22 protein-coding genes are annotated in these 20269 nt (G+C 65.9%); 9 read left to right on the forward strand and 13 right to left on the reverse strand.

All coding sequences use genetic code 11. The features are described 5' to 3' along the window. Positions 1-49 precede the first annotated feature (49 nt). The 3 genes from ileS to A7Q26_RS06425 are packed head-to-tail and all read left to right on the forward strand — an operon-like array spanning position 50 to position 3833. Positions 50-2908, forward strand: coding sequence for an isoleucine--tRNA ligase (gene ileS / locus A7Q26_RS06415; RefSeq protein WP_066858320.1), 2859 nt, complete (start codon positions 50-52; stop codon positions 2906-2908). Next, positions 2905-3420 carry a signal peptidase II gene (gene lspA, locus A7Q26_RS06420; protein ID WP_066858323.1) on the forward strand — a complete coding sequence of 172 codons (516 nt, stop codon included), beginning with the start codon at positions 2905-2907 and terminating at the stop codon, positions 3418-3420. Before ileS ends, lspA begins: the two co-directional genes overlap by 4 nt. Next, positions 3417-3833, forward strand: coding sequence for a DUF3035 domain-containing protein (locus A7Q26_RS06425; protein ID WP_066858326.1), 417 nt, complete (start codon positions 3417-3419; stop codon positions 3831-3833). Before lspA ends, A7Q26_RS06425 begins: the two co-directional genes overlap by 4 nt. An 18-nt stretch (positions 3834-3851) precedes the next feature. Here the strand turns inward: A7Q26_RS06425 and A7Q26_RS06430 are convergent, their stop codons facing one another. From A7Q26_RS06430 to A7Q26_RS06475, 10 genes are all read right to left on the reverse strand, one after another. Continuing rightward, positions 3852-4178: an ArsR/SmtB family transcription factor gene (locus tag A7Q26_RS06430; RefSeq protein ID WP_066858329.1), complete on the reverse strand. Its 327-nt coding sequence runs from the start codon at positions 4176-4178 to the stop codon at positions 3852-3854. Further along, positions 4165-4614, reverse strand: coding sequence for an SRPBCC family protein (locus A7Q26_RS06435; protein ID WP_066858331.1), 450 nt, complete (start codon positions 4612-4614; stop codon positions 4165-4167). The genes A7Q26_RS06430 and A7Q26_RS06435 overlap by 14 nt, the downstream gene beginning before the upstream one ends. A gap of 72 nt (positions 4615-4686) precedes the next feature. Then, positions 4687-5238, reverse strand: a complete 552-nt coding sequence (locus tag A7Q26_RS06440; protein WP_157102471.1) for an HNH endonuclease — start codon at positions 5236-5238, stop codon at positions 4687-4689. Position 5239: 1 nt separating this feature from the next. Next, a complete protein-coding gene (gene dxs / locus A7Q26_RS06445) occupies positions 5240-7156 on the reverse strand; it encodes a 1-deoxy-D-xylulose-5-phosphate synthase (protein WP_066858334.1) in 1917 nt (638 codons plus the stop codon). 10 nt (positions 7157-7166) lie between these two features. After that, positions 7167-7721, reverse strand: coding sequence for an AAA family ATPase (locus A7Q26_RS06450; RefSeq protein WP_066858337.1), 555 nt, complete (start codon positions 7719-7721; stop codon positions 7167-7169). Further along, a complete protein-coding gene (pnuC, locus tag A7Q26_RS06455; protein ID WP_066858340.1) occupies positions 7718-8287 on the reverse strand; it encodes a nicotinamide riboside transporter PnuC in 570 nt (189 codons plus the stop codon). The genes A7Q26_RS06450 and pnuC overlap by 4 nt, the downstream gene beginning before the upstream one ends. Before the next feature lie 12 nt (positions 8288-8299). Beyond that, positions 8300-8764 (reverse strand): Fur family transcriptional regulator, encoded by a 465-nt coding sequence (locus A7Q26_RS06460; protein WP_066858344.1) that lies wholly within the window; start codon positions 8762-8764, stop codon positions 8300-8302. A gap of 46 nt (positions 8765-8810) precedes the next feature. Continuing rightward, on the reverse strand, positions 8811-9137 hold the full coding sequence (locus A7Q26_RS06465) for a DUF423 domain-containing protein (protein ID WP_066858347.1): 327 nt from the start codon (positions 9135-9137) through the stop codon (positions 8811-8813). After that, entirely contained in the window at positions 9134-10939 is a 1806-nt protein-coding gene (locus A7Q26_RS06470) for a cation:proton antiporter domain-containing protein (protein ID WP_066858350.1), read from the reverse strand. Before A7Q26_RS06470 ends, A7Q26_RS06465 begins: the two co-directional genes overlap by 4 nt. Then, on the reverse strand, positions 10939-11361 hold the full coding sequence (locus A7Q26_RS06475) for an iron-sulfur cluster assembly scaffold protein (RefSeq protein WP_066858353.1): 423 nt from the start codon (positions 11359-11361) through the stop codon (positions 10939-10941). The genes A7Q26_RS06470 and A7Q26_RS06475 overlap by 1 nt, the downstream gene beginning before the upstream one ends. A 181-nt stretch (positions 11362-11542) precedes the next feature. Here A7Q26_RS06475 and A7Q26_RS06480 point away from each other — a divergent pair, with 181 nt between their 5' ends. Both A7Q26_RS06480 and A7Q26_RS06485 read left to right on the forward strand, forming a co-directional pair. Continuing rightward, the gene (locus tag A7Q26_RS06480) at positions 11543-11998 is read left to right on the forward strand and encodes a YaiI/YqxD family protein (RefSeq protein WP_066858401.1); all 456 of its coding nucleotides are present in this window, start codon (positions 11543-11545) and stop codon (positions 11996-11998) included. Then, entirely contained in the window at positions 11998-13170 is a 1173-nt protein-coding gene (locus A7Q26_RS06485; protein WP_066858356.1) for an NAD(P)/FAD-dependent oxidoreductase, read from the forward strand. Before A7Q26_RS06480 ends, A7Q26_RS06485 begins: the two co-directional genes overlap by 1 nt. Positions 13171-13191: 21 nt before the next feature. Here A7Q26_RS06485 and A7Q26_RS06490 read toward each other — a convergent pair whose 3' ends face one another. Both A7Q26_RS06490 and A7Q26_RS06495 read right to left on the reverse strand, forming a co-directional pair. Next, the gene (locus A7Q26_RS06490; RefSeq protein ID WP_066858359.1) at positions 13192-14901 is read right to left on the reverse strand and encodes an ATP-binding protein; all 1710 of its coding nucleotides are present in this window, start codon (positions 14899-14901) and stop codon (positions 13192-13194) included. Between the two features lie 142 nt (positions 14902-15043). Continuing rightward, the gene (locus A7Q26_RS06495) at positions 15044-17101 is read right to left on the reverse strand and encodes a transglycosylase domain-containing protein (RefSeq protein ID WP_066858362.1); all 2058 of its coding nucleotides are present in this window, start codon (positions 17099-17101) and stop codon (positions 15044-15046) included. Positions 17102-17209: 108 nt separating this feature from the next. Here A7Q26_RS06495 and A7Q26_RS06500 point away from each other — a divergent pair, with 108 nt between their 5' ends. Beyond that, complete coding sequence (locus A7Q26_RS06500; RefSeq protein ID WP_066858365.1) at positions 17210-17407, forward strand: hypothetical protein; 198 nt, start codon at positions 17210-17212, stop codon at positions 17405-17407. A gap of 8 nt (positions 17408-17415) precedes the next feature. Here A7Q26_RS06500 and A7Q26_RS06505 read toward each other — a convergent pair whose 3' ends face one another. Next, positions 17416-18741: an MFS transporter gene (locus tag A7Q26_RS06505; protein ID WP_066858367.1), complete on the reverse strand. Its 1326-nt coding sequence runs from the start codon at positions 18739-18741 to the stop codon at positions 17416-17418. Between the two features lie 121 nt (positions 18742-18862). Between A7Q26_RS06505 and pgsA the strand changes: the two genes are divergently transcribed. Genes pgsA through A7Q26_RS06520 form a run of 3 tightly spaced genes read left to right on the forward strand, consistent with a single transcriptional unit; the run spans position 18863 to position 20145 of the window. Next, positions 18863-19441: a CDP-diacylglycerol--glycerol-3-phosphate 3-phosphatidyltransferase gene (gene pgsA / locus A7Q26_RS06510; protein WP_066858404.1), complete on the forward strand. Its 579-nt coding sequence runs from the start codon at positions 18863-18865 to the stop codon at positions 19439-19441. Between the two features lie 3 nt (positions 19442-19444). Continuing rightward, positions 19445-19705, forward strand: coding sequence for a molybdopterin converting factor subunit 1 (moaD, locus tag A7Q26_RS06515; RefSeq protein WP_066858370.1), 261 nt, complete (start codon positions 19445-19447; stop codon positions 19703-19705). Further along, a complete protein-coding gene (locus A7Q26_RS06520; RefSeq protein WP_066858372.1) occupies positions 19702-20145 on the forward strand; it encodes a molybdenum cofactor biosynthesis protein MoaE in 444 nt (147 codons plus the stop codon). Before moaD ends, A7Q26_RS06520 begins: the two co-directional genes overlap by 4 nt. The last annotated feature ends 124 nt before the right edge of the window (positions 20146-20269 follow it).

The following is a 20269-nucleotide window of genomic DNA, read 5'->3' on the forward strand; positions in this document are numbered from 1 at the left end:
CTTAGACAGGCTCAGGGCGAACGGATCACAGAGATTTGCACGGACACCCATGACCGACGCACCTGACTACAAGTCCACCGTCTTCCTGCCCGTCACGGACTTCCCGATGAAGGCCGGCCTCGCCCAGAAGGAACCGGCCATCGCGGCGAAGTGGGAGGCGATGGACCTTTATGGCAAGCTGCGCGAGAAGCGCGCCGGCCGCGAACGCTTCCTGCTGCATGACGGCCCGCCCTACGCCAATGGCGACATCCATATGGGCCATGCGATGAACAAGGTGCTCAAGGACATCATCGTCCGCTCGCAATCCCTGCTCGGCAAGGATGCGCCCTATGTGCCCGGCTGGGACTGCCATGGCCTGCCGATCGAATGGAAGATCGAGGAAGAATATCGCAAGAAGAAGCTGAACAAGGACGAGGTTCCCGCGCAGGAATTTCGCGCCCAGTGCCGCGCCTATGCCGACAAATGGGTGGGCGTGCAAAAGGACCAGTTCAAGCGCCTGGGCGTGATGGGCGACTGGGCCGATCCCTACCTCACCATGAAGTTCGATGCCGAGGCGACCATCGTCGGCGAACTGCTCAAGTTCGCGGAAAGCGGCCAGCTCTATCGCGGCGCCAAGCCCGTCATGTGGTCCCCGGTCGAAAAGACCGCGCTGGCCGAGGCGGAAGTGGAATATGAGGACATCGTCTCGACCCAGATCGACGTGGCGTTCGAGATCGTGGAAGCGCCGAACGCGCCTGAACTCGTCGGCGCCCATGCGGTGATCTGGACCACGACGCCCTGGACGATCCCTGTGAACCAGGCTTTGGCCTATGGGTCGGAGGTTGAATACGTTGCTTTCGAAGACGGTCGCGGACGGCGTTACCTGATTGCGGAACAACTGGAGGATGCTTTCTTCCAGCGTGTATCGGCCGCCGATGAGAATTTTGGCCTCAAGGCGACGTGGCGCGGCAAAGGCTCCGACCTCGCCGGTGCTGTTGCCCGCCACCCGATGCACGCGCTCGGCGGCTTCTTCGCCAAGCCCCGTCCGTTCCTCGCGGGCGATTTCGTCACGACCGATGCGGGCACGGGCCTCGTCCACATGGCGCCCGATCATGGCGAGGACGACTTTGCGCTGTGCAAGGCGCACGGCCTGAACCCCGTCTTCGCGGTCGAGGGTGACGGCAAGTATCGCGCCGACTGGCTCTGGCTGGGTGGGCAGGGGAGCGTCATCAACCCCAAATTCGTCTCCAGGGACGGTCCGATCTGCACCGACTTGGCGCAGGCAGGCGGGCTGCTCGCCGCGTCGGACGACTTCCGCCACAGCTATCCGCACAGCTGGCGGTCCAAGGCGAAGATCATCTTCCGCTGCACCCCGCAATGGTTCATCCCGATGGATCAGCCACAGGAAGGCGCCGTGGTCGATGTCGAGGGCGGCGTGCTGCCGACCCCGATCGTCACCGGCAACGGCCCGACCCTGCGCGAAGTGGCGCTGGACGCGATCGCGCATACCCGCTGGGTGCCCGAGCGTTCGACCAACCGCATCCGCTCCATGGTCGAGGGGCGCCCCGACTGGGTCATCAGCCGCCAGCGCGCCTGGGGCGTGCCGATCGCCCTCTATGTCCATCGCAAGAGTGGCGACTATCTGGTTGATCCGGCGGTCAATGCCCGCATCATCGAAGCCTTCAAGGGCGCGGGTGCCGACGCCTGGTTCGGGGCCGATCATCAGGCGCTGCTCGGTCCCGACTACGACCTTGCCGACTATGAGGTCGTGAACGACATTCTCGACGTCTGGTTCGACAGCGGCTCGACCCACAGCTTCGTGGTCGAAGGCCGCTATGGCGAAGGAACACGCGCGGACCTGTATATCGAAGGATCGGACCAGCATCGCGGCTGGTTCCAGTCGTCGCTGCTGGAAAGCTGCGGCACCCGCGGCCAGGCACCCTACAAGGCGGTGCTGACCCATGGCTTCGCGCTCGACGGGTCGGGCAAGAAAATGTCCAAGAGCCTCGGCAATGTCGTCGATCCGCTCAAGATCATGAGCGAAAGCGGCGCGGATATTCTCCGCGTCTGGGTCGCCAGCACCGACTATTTCGACGACGTCCGCATCGGCAAGGAAGTGCTGGCCGGTTCGTCCGACGCCTATCGCAAATTGCGCAATACTTTCCGTTACATGCTTGGCGCTCTTTCCGATTATGATGAAGAGACGGAAGCGGTGTCCTATGCCGAGATGCCGGAGCTGGAGCGCTATATGCTCCACCGCCTGGCCCAGCTCGATGCCGAACTGCGCGCCGTGGTGGACAAGAGCAAGGGCAGCGAGACGTGGCTGGAGTTCAGCCGCTACACCCGCGCCATCTTCGACTTCGCGAACAGCGACCTCAGCGCCTTCTTCTTCGACATCCGCAAGGACTGCCTCTATTGCGATGCGAAGTCGGACCCCAAGCGCCGCGCCTATCGCACGCTGCTCGATACGCTGTTCCATGCGCTGGTCCGCTATGTCGCGCCGATCATCCCCTTCACCGCTGAGGAAGTGTGGCAAAGCCGATTCCCAAGTGACGAGGATAGCGTCCATTTCCTGGAATGGCCGGAGATCGACCATCACTGGATCAACCAGCATCTGGACGACAAGTGGACGCTGCTGCGCGACCAGCGCGAACAGGTCAATGAAGCGATCGAACCCTTCCGCCGCGAAAAGATCATTCGCTCCAGCCTGGAGGCCGACGTGACCATGGGTGAATTGCTGCCCAGCGACGGTGTGAACTTCGCCGAAATCGCCATCGTCGCCCGGATCGACATGGGCGTCGGCGACGGCATCATCGTCAAGCCCAGCGACTGGCACAAATGCGGCCGCTGCTGGCGGCTCCTGCCCGAAGTGACGGAGGACGGATCGCTCTGCAACCGTTGCGACGATGTGCTGAAGGCCGACGCATGACCGCGCCCGTCAATCACCGCCCGCTGGGCCTGACCGTCGCGATCGTGACGCTCGCGCTCGACCAGCTCATCAAATATACCGTCACCTATCCGCTCGCGCTCAAGAGCCGGGCGGAGGTGGGGATCGACATTCTCCCGATCTTCCGCTTGCGCTGGCTGGAAAATCGCGGCGTCTCCATGGGCTTCTTCCATGCCGATACCGAAGCGATGCGCTGGGCGCTGGTCGGCATGACGATGCTGATCGCCGGCTTTGTCGGCGTGTGGATGTGGCGCGAGCGCGCGCGGCAGGATGTCGCCGCGCTGGGCCTGGTCCTGGGCGGGGCGATCGGCAACATCGTGGATCGGGTGCGGCTGGGCTATGTCGTTGATTATGCGGACCTGCACTTCGGCGAATGGCGACCCTTCCTGATTTTCAACCTGGCTGACGCGGCCATCACGATCGGCGTGCTGATCCTGCTTGCGCGGGCGCTGCTGCTGCGCGACAAGGGCGCAAAGACGGAGACTTTGAAGTGAAGCGTAAACTGATCCTCGCCGCTGGCCTTATCACGACCCTGTCGGCCTGCGGTGGCGGCGGCGGCCTGTTCAACCGCGAGCGCCCCGATGAATTCGCCGTCTCGCGTCAGGCGCCGCTGGTGATTCCGCCCGACTTCGCGCTGGTCCCGCCCGCGCCAGGCACGCCGGCCGCCGCCGCGGTCGATTCGCGCAGCGAAGCGATGCAGGCCATGTTCGGCGGCCCCGCGCCGCGCAGCGCGGGCGAAAGCGCCACGCTGGGCGCCGCCGGTCGCGCCAATGCCGCCGCGGGCATCCGCTCCTCGGCTGGCGATCCGGACACGCAGGTGGTCGACAAGGGCGCGACCACCCGCGACATCATCGCTGCCCCGGAAGGCGACGGGCAGGACGCCCGCGCCGCCGTGCCGCAGCAATAATGCCATGAGGAATGGGGGCTAACCGTCCCCTTCCTCGACAAACAGCTTGAGCCGGGCGAGTGTGCCGTCCCACTGTGCGCTCACCTCGGCGAGCCAGCCGCGCGCCGCTTCGATAGCGTCGCGTCGCAGCGCATAATGCACCTCGCGCCCGCTCCGGCGGCGATGAACCAGCCCGGCGCCATGCAGCACCTCCAGATGCTTGGCCACCGCCTGCCGGCTCATCGGCAGCCCTTCGCCCAATTGCACGATCGACCTTTCGCCGCCATCGGCCAGCCGCCCGACCAGCCCGAGGCGGGTCGCATCCCCCAGAGCGGCAAAAAGCTGCGCCGGTTCAGCCCTCGACATAGCGTTTGATATTCTCTACCTGCTCGGCCCAGCCGCCGTCATTGTCGCGCAGTATATTGGACCGGCGCGGTTCGGGCACCTTGTCGAACCCGCTTTCGGTCACGGTCAGCTTGGTGCCGCCGGCGGTCGGCTCCAGCCGGAACTCGACCAACATCCATTCGGGCACGCCCGTCCGGATCGCCTCCTCATCGCCGCCCGTGGCCGGCCATTCAAAGGCGAAGCGCGCCATCGGCTCGATCGCGACGGTGCGCGATTCCCACGGGAAATGCTCGTAGCCCGGATAGGTCATCCGGCCGGTCGAGATCCGGCCGACGACAAAGGGCTGGTCGAGCGCGACCAGAAACCACGCGCCGAACTTCTCATGATCGATCAGCGCGTCCCAGACCCTGGCGACCGGGGCGGCGATCTCGATGCTCTTGATGATGCTGTCGGACATATGGGCAACCTCCTGGTTGCTTATATGTCCGACAGCAAAAGTATGAGCAACTATATTGTGGCGTATGGACGCCTAAGATTCGCGGTGGAGCTTTGTGCTGATCAGTGCCCGGATGGCGTCGGCTTCGGCCTGCGCCTGACGCATCAGTCCCTCGATAATCACCAGCTTGGCCCAATATGCCTCCCAGCGATCCTTGCCGACTAGAGTGGCAAAATCGACTTCGTCCACATCGCCCCATCGTTCATAGGCTTCCAGCCGAGCTATACGGGCCTGCAGGTCGATAATATTCCTGGACGCAGGAGAGCGGGTTGCCTTTCCTGTCATCCAGCTCTTCCAATTTTGGCCGCTCTTGGATTGATTGCAGGGACCGCAGGCCGGCACCAGATTGCGATAATCCGTCAGATAGCCGCTCGGGCGCTTATTTATGACGATCGGACGTAAATGGTCCCAGTCGGTCGCCTGATCGCCACAATAGACGCATTGATGCGGCGGCAGGCCAAGCGCGGCCAAGGCCGCGGCTCGATCCTGTTCGGTTGGTGGGATATCGGGTAATATGGCTTGAACAAACCCGTTGGTGACAGACGATGTGCGGCTGGTAATTTTCAGCGGCCGCTTGTGGCGCATTTCAAGCCCGCGCCTCCGTGCCGACGCTGTTGTGGCGCAGCGCGGTCAGCACCGTGTCGACGATGGCGTCCGCATCCAGCCGCGCATCGGCATATTGCTTCTCGGGCTTGTCCTGGTCCTGGAAGATGTCGGGCAGGCGCATGGTGCGCAGTTTCAGGCCATTGTCGATCAGGCCAAGGTCGCTCGCCAGCGTCAACACATGCGCGCCAAGTCCGCCGATCGCGCCTTCCTCGATCGTCACCGCAACCTCGTGGGTGGTCAGCAGCCGGCGGATCATCGCCTCGTCCAGCGGCTTGGCGAAGCGCAGGTCGGCGACGGTGGTGCTCAGCCCCTTGGCCTCCAGCGCTTCAGCCGCCTTCATCGCTTCCTCCAGCCGCGTGCCGAGCGAAAGGATGGCGACCTGCCGCCCTTCGCGCACGATCCGGCCCTTGCCGATTTCCAGCCGTTCGGGAATTTCCGGCATGGCGACGCCGGTGCCGTTGCCGCGCGGATAGCGCACCGCGATCGGCCCGCTGTCATGGACGGCGCAGGTATGGACCATGTTCACCAGTTCCGCCTCGTCGGCGGCGGCCATCACCACGAAATTGGGCAGGCTGGCGAGATAGGTGACGTCGAAGCTGCCGGCATGGGTGGAGCCATCCGCGCCGACGAGCCCCGCGCGGTCGATGGCGAAGCGGACCGGCAGATTCTGGATCGCGACGTCATGCACCACCTGGTCATAGGCGCGTTGCAGGAAGGTGGAATAAATGGCGCAGAAGGGGCGCATCCCCTCCGCCGCCAGGCCCGCCGCGAAGGTCACGGCATGTTGTTCGGCAATGCCCACGTCGAACGTCCGGTCGGGGAAGGCCGACTGGAATTTGTCGAGGCCCGTGCCGGACGGCATGGCGGCGGTGATGGCGCACACCTTGGCGTCGCGCCGCGCCTCGGCGATCAGCGCCTGCGCAAAGACATTGGTGTAGCTGGGCGGCCCCGGAGGCGCCTTGGCCTGGGCGCCGGTGATGACGTCGAATTTCTGCACGCCATGATATTTGTCCGCCGCCGCTTCGGCCGGGGCATATCCCTTGCCCTTCTGCGTCACGACATGGATCAGGCACGGCCCCTCGGCCGCGTCGCGGACATTTTCCAGCACCGGGATCAGCTGGTCCAGATTATGGCCGTCGACCGGGCCGACATAATAGAAGCCCAGTTCCTCGAACAGGGTGCCGCCCATCGCCATGCCGCGCGCGAACTCGTCGGTCTTGCGCGCCGCATTGTGGAGCGGGCGGGGCAGCCGGCGCACCAGCCGCTTGGCGAGATCGCGCAGGCCGAGAAACTCGCGGCTCGACACAAGGCGGGCGAGATAGGCCGACAGGCCACCCACCGGCGGCGCGATCGACATGTCATTGTCGTTCAGGATCACGATCAGCCGGTTGCCGGCTTCCCGCGCATTGTTCATCGCCTCATAGGCCATGCCTGCCGACATGGCGCCGTCGCCGATCACGGCGATCCCCTTGCCGGGCCGATCCTGCATCCTGTTGGCGATGGCGAAGCCCAGCGCCGCGCTGATCGAGGTCGAGCTGTGCGCCGCGCCGAACGGGTCATATTCGGATTCAGCGCGCTTGGTGAAGCCGCTGAGGCCGCCGCCCTGACGCAGGGTGCGGATGCGGTCGCGCCGCCCCGTCAGGATCTTGTGCGGATAGCATTGATGGCCGACATCCCAGACCAGCTTGTCGTTGGGGGTGTCGAACACATAGTGGATCGCGGTCGTGAGTTCGACGACACCGAGGCCCGAACCGAGATGGCCGCCGGTGACGCCAACCGCCGCGATGGTTTCGGCGCGCAGCTCGTCGGCCAGCTGCCGGAGCTGATCGGGTTCCAGCTTGCGCAGGTCATCGGGGGTCTGAACGGTATCGAGCAACGGCGTGGATGGACTGGACATAATGATGTGCCTACTCGTTTTCCTGCGCCAAGTCGAACCCTTGCGATGCGTTTGGCGGCTCCAGAGCCTCCACGATCGCCACCGCCCGGGCAAAGCGCGCGTCCCAGTCCCCACCGATCGCCGCCCAGCGAACGCCGGACTGTTCCAGCATGTTCCGGCAGATCTGCGCGAAGCGCGCGCGCACCTGAGCGTCGCCATAGATGCGGACCGGATCGGCAATCCAGGCGACATCGGGTTCGAGCTGAAGATAGAGGTCGGCCTTGGGATAAGTCAGCAGGGCCTTTGGGGCATGTCCGATCATCATTTCAGCCCAGGCCGCGGTCATCAGCGAATCGGTGTCGGCAAAGAGGAAGCGGGTGGCTCCCGGCATGGCGGCCGCGATCATGGCCGCCTGTGTCCGGCCGATCAGCAGCAGATCCTCTTCCGTCATGTCGACGCCATGCGTTTCGGCGTGGGCGCGGCCATATTCGGGCACCCAGAGTGTCCCGAAATGCCGCGCGAGCCGCTCGGCCAGCACCGATTTCCCCGTGCTCTCCACGCCATGCAGGACGATGCTGAGGGTCATGCCGGCTTGCGCTCCATCGTCCGCCGCCAGGCGATGAGGCCTGCGAGCGCGATGACGAAGAAGAGGGCGTAAAGGATCGACGTCGCGATCAGGCCGCGGCTCCAGAACAGGCCGACCGCCAGCGCATCGACCGCGACCCACAGGACCCAGCTTTCATATTTGCGCTGGGACTGGAGAATTTGCGCCGCGACGCTCATGCCGGCGACCATCGCATCGGCGAAAGGCGCGGCGGCGTCGGTGAAGCGCGCCATCAAGCTGCCCCAGCCGAGGATCGCGATCGCCGTGCCGCCCAGCCACAGGAGCCGGGCCGGATTGCCCAGCCGTCCGACCGCAATGCCGCCATCGCCCACTTTCTCGCTGCGCGCCCAGTTCCACCAGCCATAGAGATTGATGGCGAGGAAGAAGATCTGGAGCAGCGCGTCACTGTAGAGCCTGGCCTCGACGAAGACGAAGAAATAGAGCGCCACCATCGCGATGCCGAAGGGATAGTTCCACAGCGACCGGCGCGCCACCAGCACGACATTGACGAGGCCGAGCGCGGCCGCGAGCCATTCGACCTTGTCCACAGCGGCGTGCGCTCAATGCGCGCCGCAGGTGCCGCGCATCTCGATCACGGCGCGCCGGGGCGCGAAGCCGGCCTTTTCCGCAGCCGTGCGCAGCGAAGAGGTGATCGGATCATTGTCGATATGGGTCACCTGGCCGCATGTGTCGCATACCAGGAAGATGCAGTCATGATGGCAGCCCGGATGGGCGTTGGCGATATAGGCATTGGCGCTTTCCACCCGCATGGCGATGTTGTTCGCCACGAACAGGTCGAGGATGCGGTAAACGCTGTTGGGCGCGACCCGCTTGCCGCGCGCCTTCGATACGTTGTCGGCGATGTCATAGGCCGACGCGGGCTTTTCCTCGGCTGCCAGCGCGTCGAAAATGGCCGCGCGCATGGGCGTCCATTGCTCGTTCTGCGCCTCCAGCGTGGCGCGCGCGGCATCGGCCAGCTTCGCGCCGGTCGGTTCCTGGTGATGATGGTGAGCATGGTCGGCCATGGTCCCTATCTAGGCGGGACGGTGGTTTGCGGCAAGGTGGCGCGGATCAGGGGCGCGAGAAGCTCCAGGCAGCCCAGAGCCAGCCCGCGATCATCAGTGTGCCTCCGACCGGCGTGATCGCGCCCAGCCATCGCGGCCCGCCCAGCGCCATGATATAGAGGGAAGCGGCGAAGATCGCCCCGCCGACCAGCAGCAGCGTGGCCGCGCCGCGCGCGGCGCCCATGATCGCCACTGCAGCGACGGCGTGGATCAACTGGTAGAGGCCGCCGGTGCGCAGCCATTCGGCCGCCTTGGGATCGGCGGCGCCATGCGCGCCGAAAGCGCCGGCGCCGATCGCCAGCGCAGCCGACAGGCAGGCGAGTATCGCGATCATATATCCTCCTTTTCCCCCCGGCTGAGCAGGTGCATCGCCTTGCCGGGCCGGTACATCAGATCTTTAGCGGCAAGCAGGCTGCCATGCTCGATCTGGGCGGCGAAGCGCTGTTCGTCATTGGCGCGATACTGACGTTCGACCTCCTCCACTTCCTCCTGCGGCACCCCCAGCGACTGCATCGCCTGCACGCCCATGCAGATCGCCGATTCATAGACTTCGCGCACGACAGCCGCCAGGTCCATGTCCTGCAACGCCAGCACCTGCCGCCGGTCGAAGGCGCGGACCATCAGCGCCGCCTGGGGGAAGGCTTCGGCGATCGGCTGGAGCGCACGGGCGTCGAGCGAGGGATCGTCGATGCAGAAGGCGATCAGCCGCGCTTCGTCGGCACCCGACCGGCGCAGCAGGTCGATGCGGGTGCCATCGCCATAATAGACCTTCATGTCGAACCGGCTCGACGTCTCGATCTGCGCCGGCTTCTTGTCGATCAGCGTGACGGCGAAGCCATGGCCCATCAGCATCTGCGCGACGGTCTGTCCGAAACGCCCATAGCCCACGATGATGGCGGACCCGCGCGGCGCCTCTTCCGGGCCGGACAGGCTCCCATCATCCTTGGGCTTGGCAAATTCGAATCGGCGCGCGAACAGCATCAGGAAGGGCGTCGTCGCCATGGAGAAGGTGACGATGGCGCTGAACAGGCTGGCCGCCTCCGGCGCGATCAGCAGGGCATTCTGGGCCTGGGCGAAGAGGACGAAGCCGAATTCGCCACCCTGGCTGAGCAGCAGGCCGGCGCCGAACGCCGCCTGCCAGCTCATCCCGAACAGCCGCGCCAGCCCGGTGACGATCGCGGCCTTGGTCGCGACGAGGATCGCCGCCATGGCGATGACGAACAGCGGATTGGCCGCGACCGCGCGCAGGTCGAGCACCATGCCGACGGCCAGGAAGAACAGACCGAGCAGGATCGAGCGGAAGGGTTCGACGTCGGCTTCGATCTCGTGGCGATAGGGCGAATCGGCCAGCATCACGCCGGCGATGAACGCGCCCAGTGCGGTCGACAGGTGCAGCGCGTGCATCAACGCGGCGGCGGCGAGCACGGTGAACAGGCCGACGGCGACGAACAGCTCGCGCTCGCCCATCCGTCCAACCAGCGCCAGCAGCGGCCGCAGGATGAAGCGGCCGGCGAGCACCAGTCCCGCGATGGCGGCGACGGTATAGCCTGCCATCATCCATCCCGGCGGGCCGCCCGCATCGGCGGGGTTGCGCGACAGCGCGGCGACGATGGTGATCAGCGGGACGATCGAGAGATCCTGGAACAGCAGGATCGAGAAGACCTTTTCGCCGAAGGGGGAGTTGATCCGGCCGCTGGACTTGAGGCCGGGAAGCACCTGAGCGGTCGAGGAGAGGGCGAGCGGCAGGCCGAGCGCGATCGCCGCGCCCCATGTGAAGCCGGTGGAATAGAAGATGATCGCCGTCAGCGCGCATCCGCACAGCACCACCTGCGCCAGGCCCAGCGCGAAAATGTCGCGCTTCAGCCGCCACAGCCTGGCCGGATGCAGTTCGAGGCCCACCAGAAACAGCAGCAGGACGATGCCGATTTCGGCGATGGCCAGCTTCGATTCGCCGCCGCCGACCAGGCCCAGCCCCTGCGGACCGACCAGCGCGCCCGCGACGAGATAGCCCAGCACCGCGCCCAGCCCGAATCGGCGGAACAGCAGGACGAAGAACACCGCCGCGCCCAGCAGGATGACGCCTTCCGACAGCAGTATCTCTGTTGCGTTGGCGGGAATGGGGGCGTCACCCTGCATCAGGCGTCCGCCATCCGCGCCGCTTCGGCGATGGCTTCGAAACCGAGACGGATGGAGGCATGGCGGGCCGGATAGCCGCGCGCGGGGGCCAGCACCGCCAGGCCCGGCCAGAAGTCGAGATCGTCGCTGTCCCCCGCCAGATAGGCGGCCAGCTTGTCGCGCGCCTCCGCCAGTTCCGCCGCGCTCAGGCCGATGGCCTGCGCCGCCATCAGCGCCGCCGAAGCCTGGCCGAGCGCGCAGGCTTTCACGTCCAGCCCCATGTCGGCAAGGCGGCCATCCGCCATCCGGACGTCCGCCGTCACCCGCGATCCGCAGGTAGGCGATCGTTTCTCCACGGTCGCCTGCGGATCGGCCAGACGCTGATGATGCGGAATGCTGGCGGCGAGCCGCAATATGTCCTTGTTATACAGGGGGGCACTCATGCCCGACCATGTAGGGCAGGAAGGGCGCGGGGTGAAGGCGGCGATTGGGTCAGCGGAAAAATAGAATGAACGGGCCGTCACAAAATCCTCCCCCGGTGAGGTGTTCGATGGAAATATGGGTCTCCATCAAGGGGAGGAATTAGTTGCCTTGGGGTGGATCGGCGGCCTATCGCCCCGCTTCATGAAGATATTGGTCGATGCAGACGCCTGTCCCGTCAAGGAGGAGGTCTATAAGGTCGCCTGGCGGCATGACGTGTCCGTCATCATCGTCAGCAACAGCCCGATCCGCGTGCCGGCGCACCCGTTGATCGAACGGGTGGTGGTGAGCGACGGCTTCGACGCAGCCGACGACTGGATCGCGGAGCGCGCCGGGGCGGACGTCATCTGCATCACAGCCGACATCCTGCTCGCCGATCGCTGCCTGAAGGCGGGGGCTGTCGTGATCGCGCCCACCGGCAAGCCGTTCACGCTCAGTTCGATCGGCGCGGCCATCGCCACGCGGGCGATCATGGCGGATCTGCGCGCGGGCGCCGTGGGCGACCCCATCGGCGGACCCGCTCCCTTCTCGAAGGTCGATCGCTCGCGCTTCCTCTCCGCGCTGGACGAGGCGCTGGTGCGCCTCAAGCGAGGACGCTGATGGCCGATTTCGATGCGATCATCCTGGGTGCGGGCGCGGCCGGCATGATGTGCGCCAGCGTCGCGGGGCAACGGGGCCGGCGGGTGCTGCTTGCCGACCATGCCGACGCGCCGGGCAAGAAGATCCTGATTTCCGGCGGCGGGCGGTGCAACTTCACCAATATCCACACCGCGCCCGACCGCTATCTGTCGACCAATCCCCATTTCGCGAAATCCGCGCTGGGCCGCTACAGCGCGCAGGATTTCATCGCGCTGGTCGATCGCCATGGCATCGCCTGGCATGAAAAGACGCTGGGGCAGCTTTTCTGCGACGGGTCGGCGAAGCAGGTCGTCGCGATGCTGGAAGCGGAATGCGCCAGGGGCGGGGTGACGATGGCGCTCGGCCAGCCGGTCGCGGACGTCGATCATGGCGACGGCCTGTATCGGGTGCGGCTGGGCGACCGGGAGCATCGCGCGCCCGCGCTGGTGCTGGCTACCGGCGGGCCGTCCATTCCCAAGCTTGGCGCGACCGGTTTCGGCTATGACGTCGCGCGCCGTTTCGGCCTGTCGGTGGTGCAGCCGCGCCCGGCGTTGGTGCCCTTCACCCTGGGGCCGGAGGAGGCGCTGTTCCAGTCGCTCTCGGGCGTATCGGCCGATGTCGAGGTGCGCTGGGGCAAGACCCGCTTCCGCGAGGCGGCGCTCTTCACCCATCGCGGCCTGTCCGGTCCCGCGATGCTCCAGATCAGCAGCTACTGGCAGCATCGCACTCCGATCAACGTCAATTTCCTGCCCGATCGCGGTGCCGACTGGCTGCTCGCCGAAAAGCGCGAACGGCCGCGCGCGACCCTGCGCAAGATTCTGGCGCAGGCATTGTCGGAACGGCTGGCCGACGCCCTGCTGGAGCGCATCGGGGTGCAGGGCGAGGTCGGCAACCTGTCCGACAAGATGCTGCGCCAGGCGGGCGCACGCCTGTCCGATTGGCCGTTCGTCCCCTCAGGCACCGAAGGTTATGCCAAGGCGGAAGTGACCGTGGGCGGCATCGCCACCGCCGGGCTGTCGTCGCGGACGATGGAAGCCGCCAAGGCGCCCGGCCTCTACGCCATCGGCGAGGCTGTGGACGTCACCGGCTGGCTGGGCGGCTATAATTTCCAGTGGGCCTGGGCGAGCGGCTGGGCCGCCGGACAGGCGCTGTAGCGCCGCGCGGCTACGGGCCGCTCAGGCCGTCTGCGCGCGCGCCGCGGCCACGCTCGCCTGAAGATGCTTCTGGCGGAACGGTTTGGACAGGCGGACGATATCGGGCGCGATCAGGTCGATCCCCTCATAGCCCGAGATGATGAGGACCGCGATCTCCGGCCGATCGACCCGCAGCCGCAGCGCCAGTTCCGCGCCGGTCATGCCCGGCATCACATGATCGGTAATCACGATGTCGGGGCTGTAGCCGGCGTCGATCATGCCGATCGCCAGTTCGGCGCTGTCGATGTCGACCACCTCATAGCCGAGCTCGGTCAGCATCTCGCGCGTACCGGTCCTGACCATCGCATTATCGTCGATCAGCAGCGCCTTGCCCTGGTTTTTCCCGGACACCGTTTGGTCGCTCCCGGCCAGGCCGGTCGCCTTCTTCGCCTTCTCGACCGGCAACCACAGCTGGACGTCCGTTCCCTTGCCGACCTCGCTGTCGATTTCCAGCGTGCCGCCCAGCTGGCCCGCCAGCCCATGCGCCATGGACAGGCCCAGTCCGGTGCCATGGCCGACGGGCTTGGTCGTGAAAAAGGGTTCCATGGCCGACACCTTGACCGCCGGCGTCATGCCCGCGCCCGTGTCGGAGATGGTCAGGCAGACATAGTGGCCGGGCGCCAGAGCGGCGGGGAGTCCTCTTTCCCGCGCCTCCGCCGTGATCGTGAGCGCGCCGCCGCCGGGCATGGCGTCGCAGCTGTTCACCGCCAGGTTCAGGATCGCCAGTTCCAGCTGATGGGCGTCGGCATGGACCGCCGGCAGCGTCTGCGGCAGGTCGATGGTCAGGGTGATGCGCGGGCCGAGCGTGCTGGCCAGCAGCGCCTGCATCCCGGCGAGAAGATCGGGCAGGTCGACCGCCACGGGCTGGAGAGGCTGGCGCCGGGCGAAGGCCAGCAGTCGTTGTACCAGTATCTGCGCCGATTCTGCCGCCTGCATGGCGATGCCGGCGGTCCGTTCCACGGCGCCGGATGATCCGCTGCCGGACAATATGAGGTCAAGGCCGCCGATGATGGGCGTCAGCAGATTGTTGAAATCATGGGCCACATGGCCGGTCAACTGGCCCAGCATCTCCATCTTCTGCAGATGGCGCACCTTGTCCTGCGACTGTTCCAGCGCGCTGCTCTTTTCGCGAACGCGCTGGTCCAGATGGAGGTTCAGCGCTTCCAGCGATGCGAAGAGGCGGCCATTCTCCAATGCGGTCGATGCGGCGCGGGCCAACGCTTCCAGCAGGGCGACCTGATTGTCCGTTGGCGCCCCGGCCTCCGACCAATAGGCGCCAACGGCTGCGATCGGCTCGACCCGGCCGATCGGCACCATGACCATGGAGCGGACGAAAGTGCGGCGATAGGCCTCCTTGGGGACGCGCGCATCATCCAGCACGTCCGGAATGACGGCGGTCTGACGGTTGAGCATGGCCCAGCCGGACACGCAGCGCTCGATCGGGAAACGCTGTCCCGCCCACAGCGGCTCCATCGAATCCTCGGCGATATAATGGCATTCTTCCTCGTCCCGCAGGACGATAGCGATGCCGTCGGCGCCCACGGCCCGGCGGGCGAAAGCGCGAAGGACGGAGGTGATCGCGTCGAGCGACCGCGCGCCCGCCAATGCCTCCATGGCCTCGGCCGCCATCGACCAGCGTGCGGCCAGCGCTTTCTGTTCGGACGCGAATTCGCTGTCTATTCTCGCCTTCATCGAGCAACCTCTGAATCGGCCATCGGCGGCTTATAGCATCGAACATGATCCGGAGGGAAATGGGCCGTCGTCAAACACTTATGACGATGCGACAGGCCGAATGTGGCTTCCGTCCGATTAACTATTCCACCCCCGGAAATCTCTAGGGTCCGCCGTCCTCGCCCTCCGGTTGCGTAGGGGCGATACGGGGCGGGGGCGTGCCCTGCGGCGGCAGCGGAAGCGGCTGGTCGGACGGGATTCGCAACTGGTTGCCGCCGATGTTCACCGTCATGCCCTCCGCGTCGACGCCCACTCCGACATTGCCGATTCCCGTTTCCACCGTGACATTGGCGATGGCGTTCACCAGGTCGCTATCCTGTTCCTCCTCCGACACCTGCTCGACCGGCTCGTTGATCGCGCCGCTCATGAAATTGCGCCAGATGCGCGCCGGCACGCCGCCGCCTGCCGCGCCGCCGGGCAGCGGGGCATTGTCGTCATTGCCGATCCAGACCGCCGTCACCAGGCCGCCCGCATAGCCCACGAAAATGGCGTCGCGGCTGTCCTGCGTCGTGCCGGTCTTGCCGAAGGTGCTGGTGCGCAGTGCGGCAGCGCTGCCGGTGCCGCGATTGGCGGCGGAGGACAGCAGGTCGCGGATCATTTCCAGTTGGTCGTCGCTGAACCGGCGCTGGCGCTGCATCAGTTTCTCGAACCACCCCTGTTGCTCGGGCGGCAGGCCGTGCGCGACCACAGGATAGGCGCCGGCGGCGACCGAGGCATAGGCTTCGGCCAGTTCGATGAGCGGGATTTCGGATGTGCCGAGCGCGAGGCTGAGATCCTCGGTCAGCGGCGCGGTGACGCCCAGGTCGCGGGCGACCTTGATGACCGTATCGACGCCGACCTTCTGGGTCAGGCGCACGGCGGCGACATTGCTCGACGCGGCAAAGGCCTGGCGCAGGGTGATGCGCCCGCGATATTTGCCGCCATGGTTGGCCGGGCGATAGGTGCCGGTGGTGATCGGCGTATCGTCCACCATGTCGTCGGGCGTCATGCCCGAACGGAAAGCGGCCAGATAGACGAACAGCTTGAAGGTCGATCCGGGCTGGCGCTTCGCCTGCACCGCGCGGTTGAAGCTGCTCTTCGCATAATTTTTGCCGCCCACCATGGCGACGACGCTGCCATCCGGCTTCATCGCCACCAGCGCCGCCTGCGCCTGGCCCAGCGGCGCGCGCCGGATCGCGGCTTCCGCAAGGCGCTGGATGCGCCAGTCGAGCGTGGTCGGCACTTCCTGTTCGCCATAGACGGCGCCGGCCCGGTCACGGGCATGGGGCAGAACCCAGTCGGCGAAATAGGTGCCGCTGGTCGGATCGGGATCGTCATGCAGGTTGAGCCGCGCGGGGGGCAGGGCGTTGCGCTCGGCCTGGCTGATATAGCCGGCGTCCACCATCGCCTGCGTGACCAGAGCGGCGCGGGCGCGCGCACCCTTTAGGTTGGACGTCGGGGCCAGCCGCGACGGCGCCTTGAGCAATCCGGCCAGCATCGCCGCCTGCGGGATGGTCAGCCGTTCGGGCGAGCGGTTGAAATAATGGCGCGCTGCGGCGCGCAGGCCATAGACATTGTCGCCGAAATAGACGTTGGAGAGATATCTCTCCATGATCTGGTCCTTGGTCAGCCAGGCTTCCAGCCAGACCGCGATCAGCGCCTCGCGCGCCTTGCGCCCGAACGTCCGGTCGCTGGACAGGAACATGCCCTTGGCCAGCTGCTGGGTGATGGTGCTGCCGCCCTGCGACGATCCGTCCGACCAGAGATTATGCCACATCGCGCGCGCGACGCCGCGCGGATCGACGCCCCAATGGCTCTGGAACCGGCGATCCTCGATCGCCATGAAGGCCTGGGGCACATGGGCGGGCAGTTCCGTCATCGTCACCGGCTTGTCGATCACCGCGCCCCGACGGGCGATCAGATGGCCGTCGGCCGACATCAGGCTGATGGCGGGCGGCGCGATCGGCTTCAGGGATCGGGACAAGGGTGCGGTGACGGCCAGCCAGGCGATCAGGACCATCAGCAGCGCCAGGCCCGCCGCGACCACCCAGCCGAAAATCTGCATCCGCCGGCGCCAGGGCGTGGGCGGGGCGAAGGCGCTGGGCGGTCCGGCACCGAATGCGCGCGGCTGCGACGCGTCGGAAGGGACGGGTGGGACGGACTCGTTCATCGGTTCGGTCATGCTGTATTGTTCACATCATACAGTCAAGTATGTCCCGCGCCGGGACAGCCCAAAATTAACCATCTTTGGTAGTGGCAGAAATGGTAAATTCCGCGTTAACCAATGCACATGCGAAACCGTCCTCTTGTCCTCACGACCGAATCGGCCCGCCATCCCTTCCGCCAGCGGCTCCCAGCCCATGTCCTGCGCGTGATGCCGGAGGGCGCCGGCCGCAGGAAGCGCCCGGTCGACGACGACAGCGACTGGAAGCTGTTTGCACTGAGCTTCTGCGCCTTCTTCTGGGCCTTTTACGGCTTCATTTTCTGATCCGTCGGTCAGTGGCACGGCGGGCCGTCGCAAGCCCCGTCGTCACACGCCTTGTGCAGCCGCCATGCCATCCAGGCGCAGGGCAGTGACAGGATCGCGACCAGCAGCAATTGCATCACGACCGACACGCCTGCGATGCTGAGGCCGATGGCGCAGAGCGATCCCACCACCATTGCGCCGGAATTGACGATATTGTTGGCCGCGACCGTCCGCGCCGCCTCGCATTTTTCCACCGTGGTGGTCAGGAAGGCGTAGAGCGGCACCACGAACATGCCGCCGAAGGTCGCCACGCCCAGCAGGCAGAGCGAGAGCGGGATGGCGAGCGGATGCGCCATGAACCCCGCCAGCGAGAGCATCTGCCCGCCCGGCGCCGGCGTCCACAGGTCGCACACGATGTGGAAGGCGACGATGCACAGGCCCATGCCGATCACCGATGCGGGCGCATATTTGGCCGACACATGCCCCTGGAGCAGCCGGTTGATCGCGATCGACCCGATTGCGATGCCGATCGAGAAGATGGCGAGGAACAGGCTGGCTACCGGCTTGTCGGCTGTCAGCACGTTTTTCACCAGCGGCGGAAACTGGATGAAAAGGATGGAGCCGACCGCCCAGAACAGGCTGATCGACATGATCGCCAGGAACAGGCGGCGAATGTGCATCGTCCCGCGCACCAGCGCGATCGACGAACGGACGATATGGAAATCGATGGGTTGCTTTTCGAGCAGGGACGGAGCCGACGGCACCTCGCGGCCCGCGACATAGCCGATCAGCGCGGTGATGATGATGCCCATGGCGGCCACCTCCACCGGGATGATCCCGGCCAGGATGGTGCCGGCCAGAATCGCGATATAGGTGCCCGCCTCGACCAGGCCGGTGCCGCCCAGCACTTCCTCGTCATGCAGATGCTGGGGCAGGATCGCATATTTGATCGGGCCGAAGAAGGTCGAATGGATGCCCATGGCGAACAGCGCGGCGAGCAGCAGCGGGATCGCCAGGCTATGCACGCCGATGCCGCTCCAGATCAGGGCCAGGCCGACCGCGCCGACCGCCATGATCAGGATTTCCGCCGCCTTCACCCATCGAATGATGGTCGCCTTGTCCCGCTGATCGGCGAGTTGGCCCGACAGGGCGGACAGCAGGAAGAAGGGTAGGATGAACAGGCCGGTCGCCAGCGCACTGAACCAGGTTTCGGACCGTTCGTCATTATAGACTTGGTATACGACGAACAGAACCATCGCGTTCTTGAACAGGTTGTCGTTGAACGCGCCCAGCAGCTGGGTGATGAACAGCGGCAAAAAACGGCGCTTGTTCAGGAGCCTGAGAGAGGCTTGCATGTTATGGGGCGTCTTCTTTCCCGTTAGCGACCGGGCCGGGGTCTAGCGGCTGGCGGCGTTCCTGTCCAATGCTTGCATCGCCTCGCTTGTGCAGCGTGCCGGACTGTGGCAGTTCGCGGCCATGCTGACGCTGCCCAATTTGCTGACGCTTTCGCGCATCCTGACCGTGCCGTTGCTCGTCGCCCTGCTCTGGCCCGAAGAATTGGCGGGCGTGGGGCAGGGCGCGCGCTGGACCACCGGCTATGCGCTGGCCTTCGGCCTTTATTGCCTCATGGGCGTGACCGATTATTTCGACGGCTATCTGGCGCGGGCGCAGGGAACGGTGTCGAAACTCGGCGTCTTCCTTGATCCGATCGCCGACAAGATCATGGTCGGCGCGGTCATCCTGATGCTGGCCGCGACGCGCGACATCGCCGGCATCCATATCGTTGCCGCGATGATCATCCTGCTGCGCGAGATTGCCGTCTCGGGACTGCGGGAATTCCTGGCCGGGTTGCAGGTGTCGGTGCCGGTGTCGCGCCTGGCGAAGTGGAAGACGACCTTCCAGATCATCGCCCTGGGCGCGCTGATCCTGGCCGGGGCCGTGCCGCAATTCGCCTTCGTGCAGATGGTCGGCATCCTCACCCTCTGGGCGGCTGCGATCCTGACCCTCGTCACCGGTTGGGACTATCTGCGCGTCGGCATCCGGCACATGGACTGACCGATGGCGCAGCTCAGCATCGTCTATTTTGCCTGGGTGCGGGAGGCGATCGGTCGCGACGAGGAGCGGATCGACCGCCCGGATCCCGGCACCACCATTGCCCAGCTGGTGGCGTCCCTCGCGGCGCGGGGCGGCGGTTATGCGCAGGCGCTGGGCGATTCGGATCGTCTGCGCGCCGCGATCGACCAGCGTTTCGTGCCGATCGACAGCCCGGTCGGCGACGCGCGCGAACTGGCCCTGTTCCCGCCGGTGACGGGCGGATGAAGCGGATCGCGATCCAGTCGGACGATTTCGACGTCGGGGACGAACTGGCCGCGCTGGAGGCGCTGGGCGGCGGCGGCGTGGCGAGCTTCACCGGCGTAGTGCGGGGCGAAGGCGGCCTCGTCGCACTGGAACTGGAACATTATCCGGCGATGACGCAGGCGCAGGTCGAACGGATCGTCGGGGACGCGACGGCGCGCTGGCCGCTACTGGGCGTCAGCGTCATCCACCGGTTCGGACGGCTGGAGCCGGGCGCTCGGATCGTGTTCGTCGGTACCGCCTCGCGTCATCGCACGGCGGCGCTGGAAAGCTGCGCCTTCCTGATCGACTGGCTGAAATCGCACGCGCCCTTCTGGAAGAAGGAACATTTCGAAAGCGGTGTGACCCAATGGGTCGAGGCCCGCGCCGAGGATGAGGCGAAGGCGAAAGGTTGGCAAGCCTGAACCGCCGCAGCCGATCGGCTGGTCTGAAAGCGACCCAGACTGTGTGAAAACGCGTCAGATGTGGTATGGTGATCCAACGTTTTGGGGGATCATATGGGTCGCTTCATTTCCGGTGCTGATCGCA

This window comes from Sphingobium sp. TCM1 (assembly GCF_001650725.1).
In the GTDB taxonomy this organism is placed as follows: domain Bacteria; phylum Pseudomonadota; class Alphaproteobacteria; order Sphingomonadales; family Sphingomonadaceae; genus Sphingobium.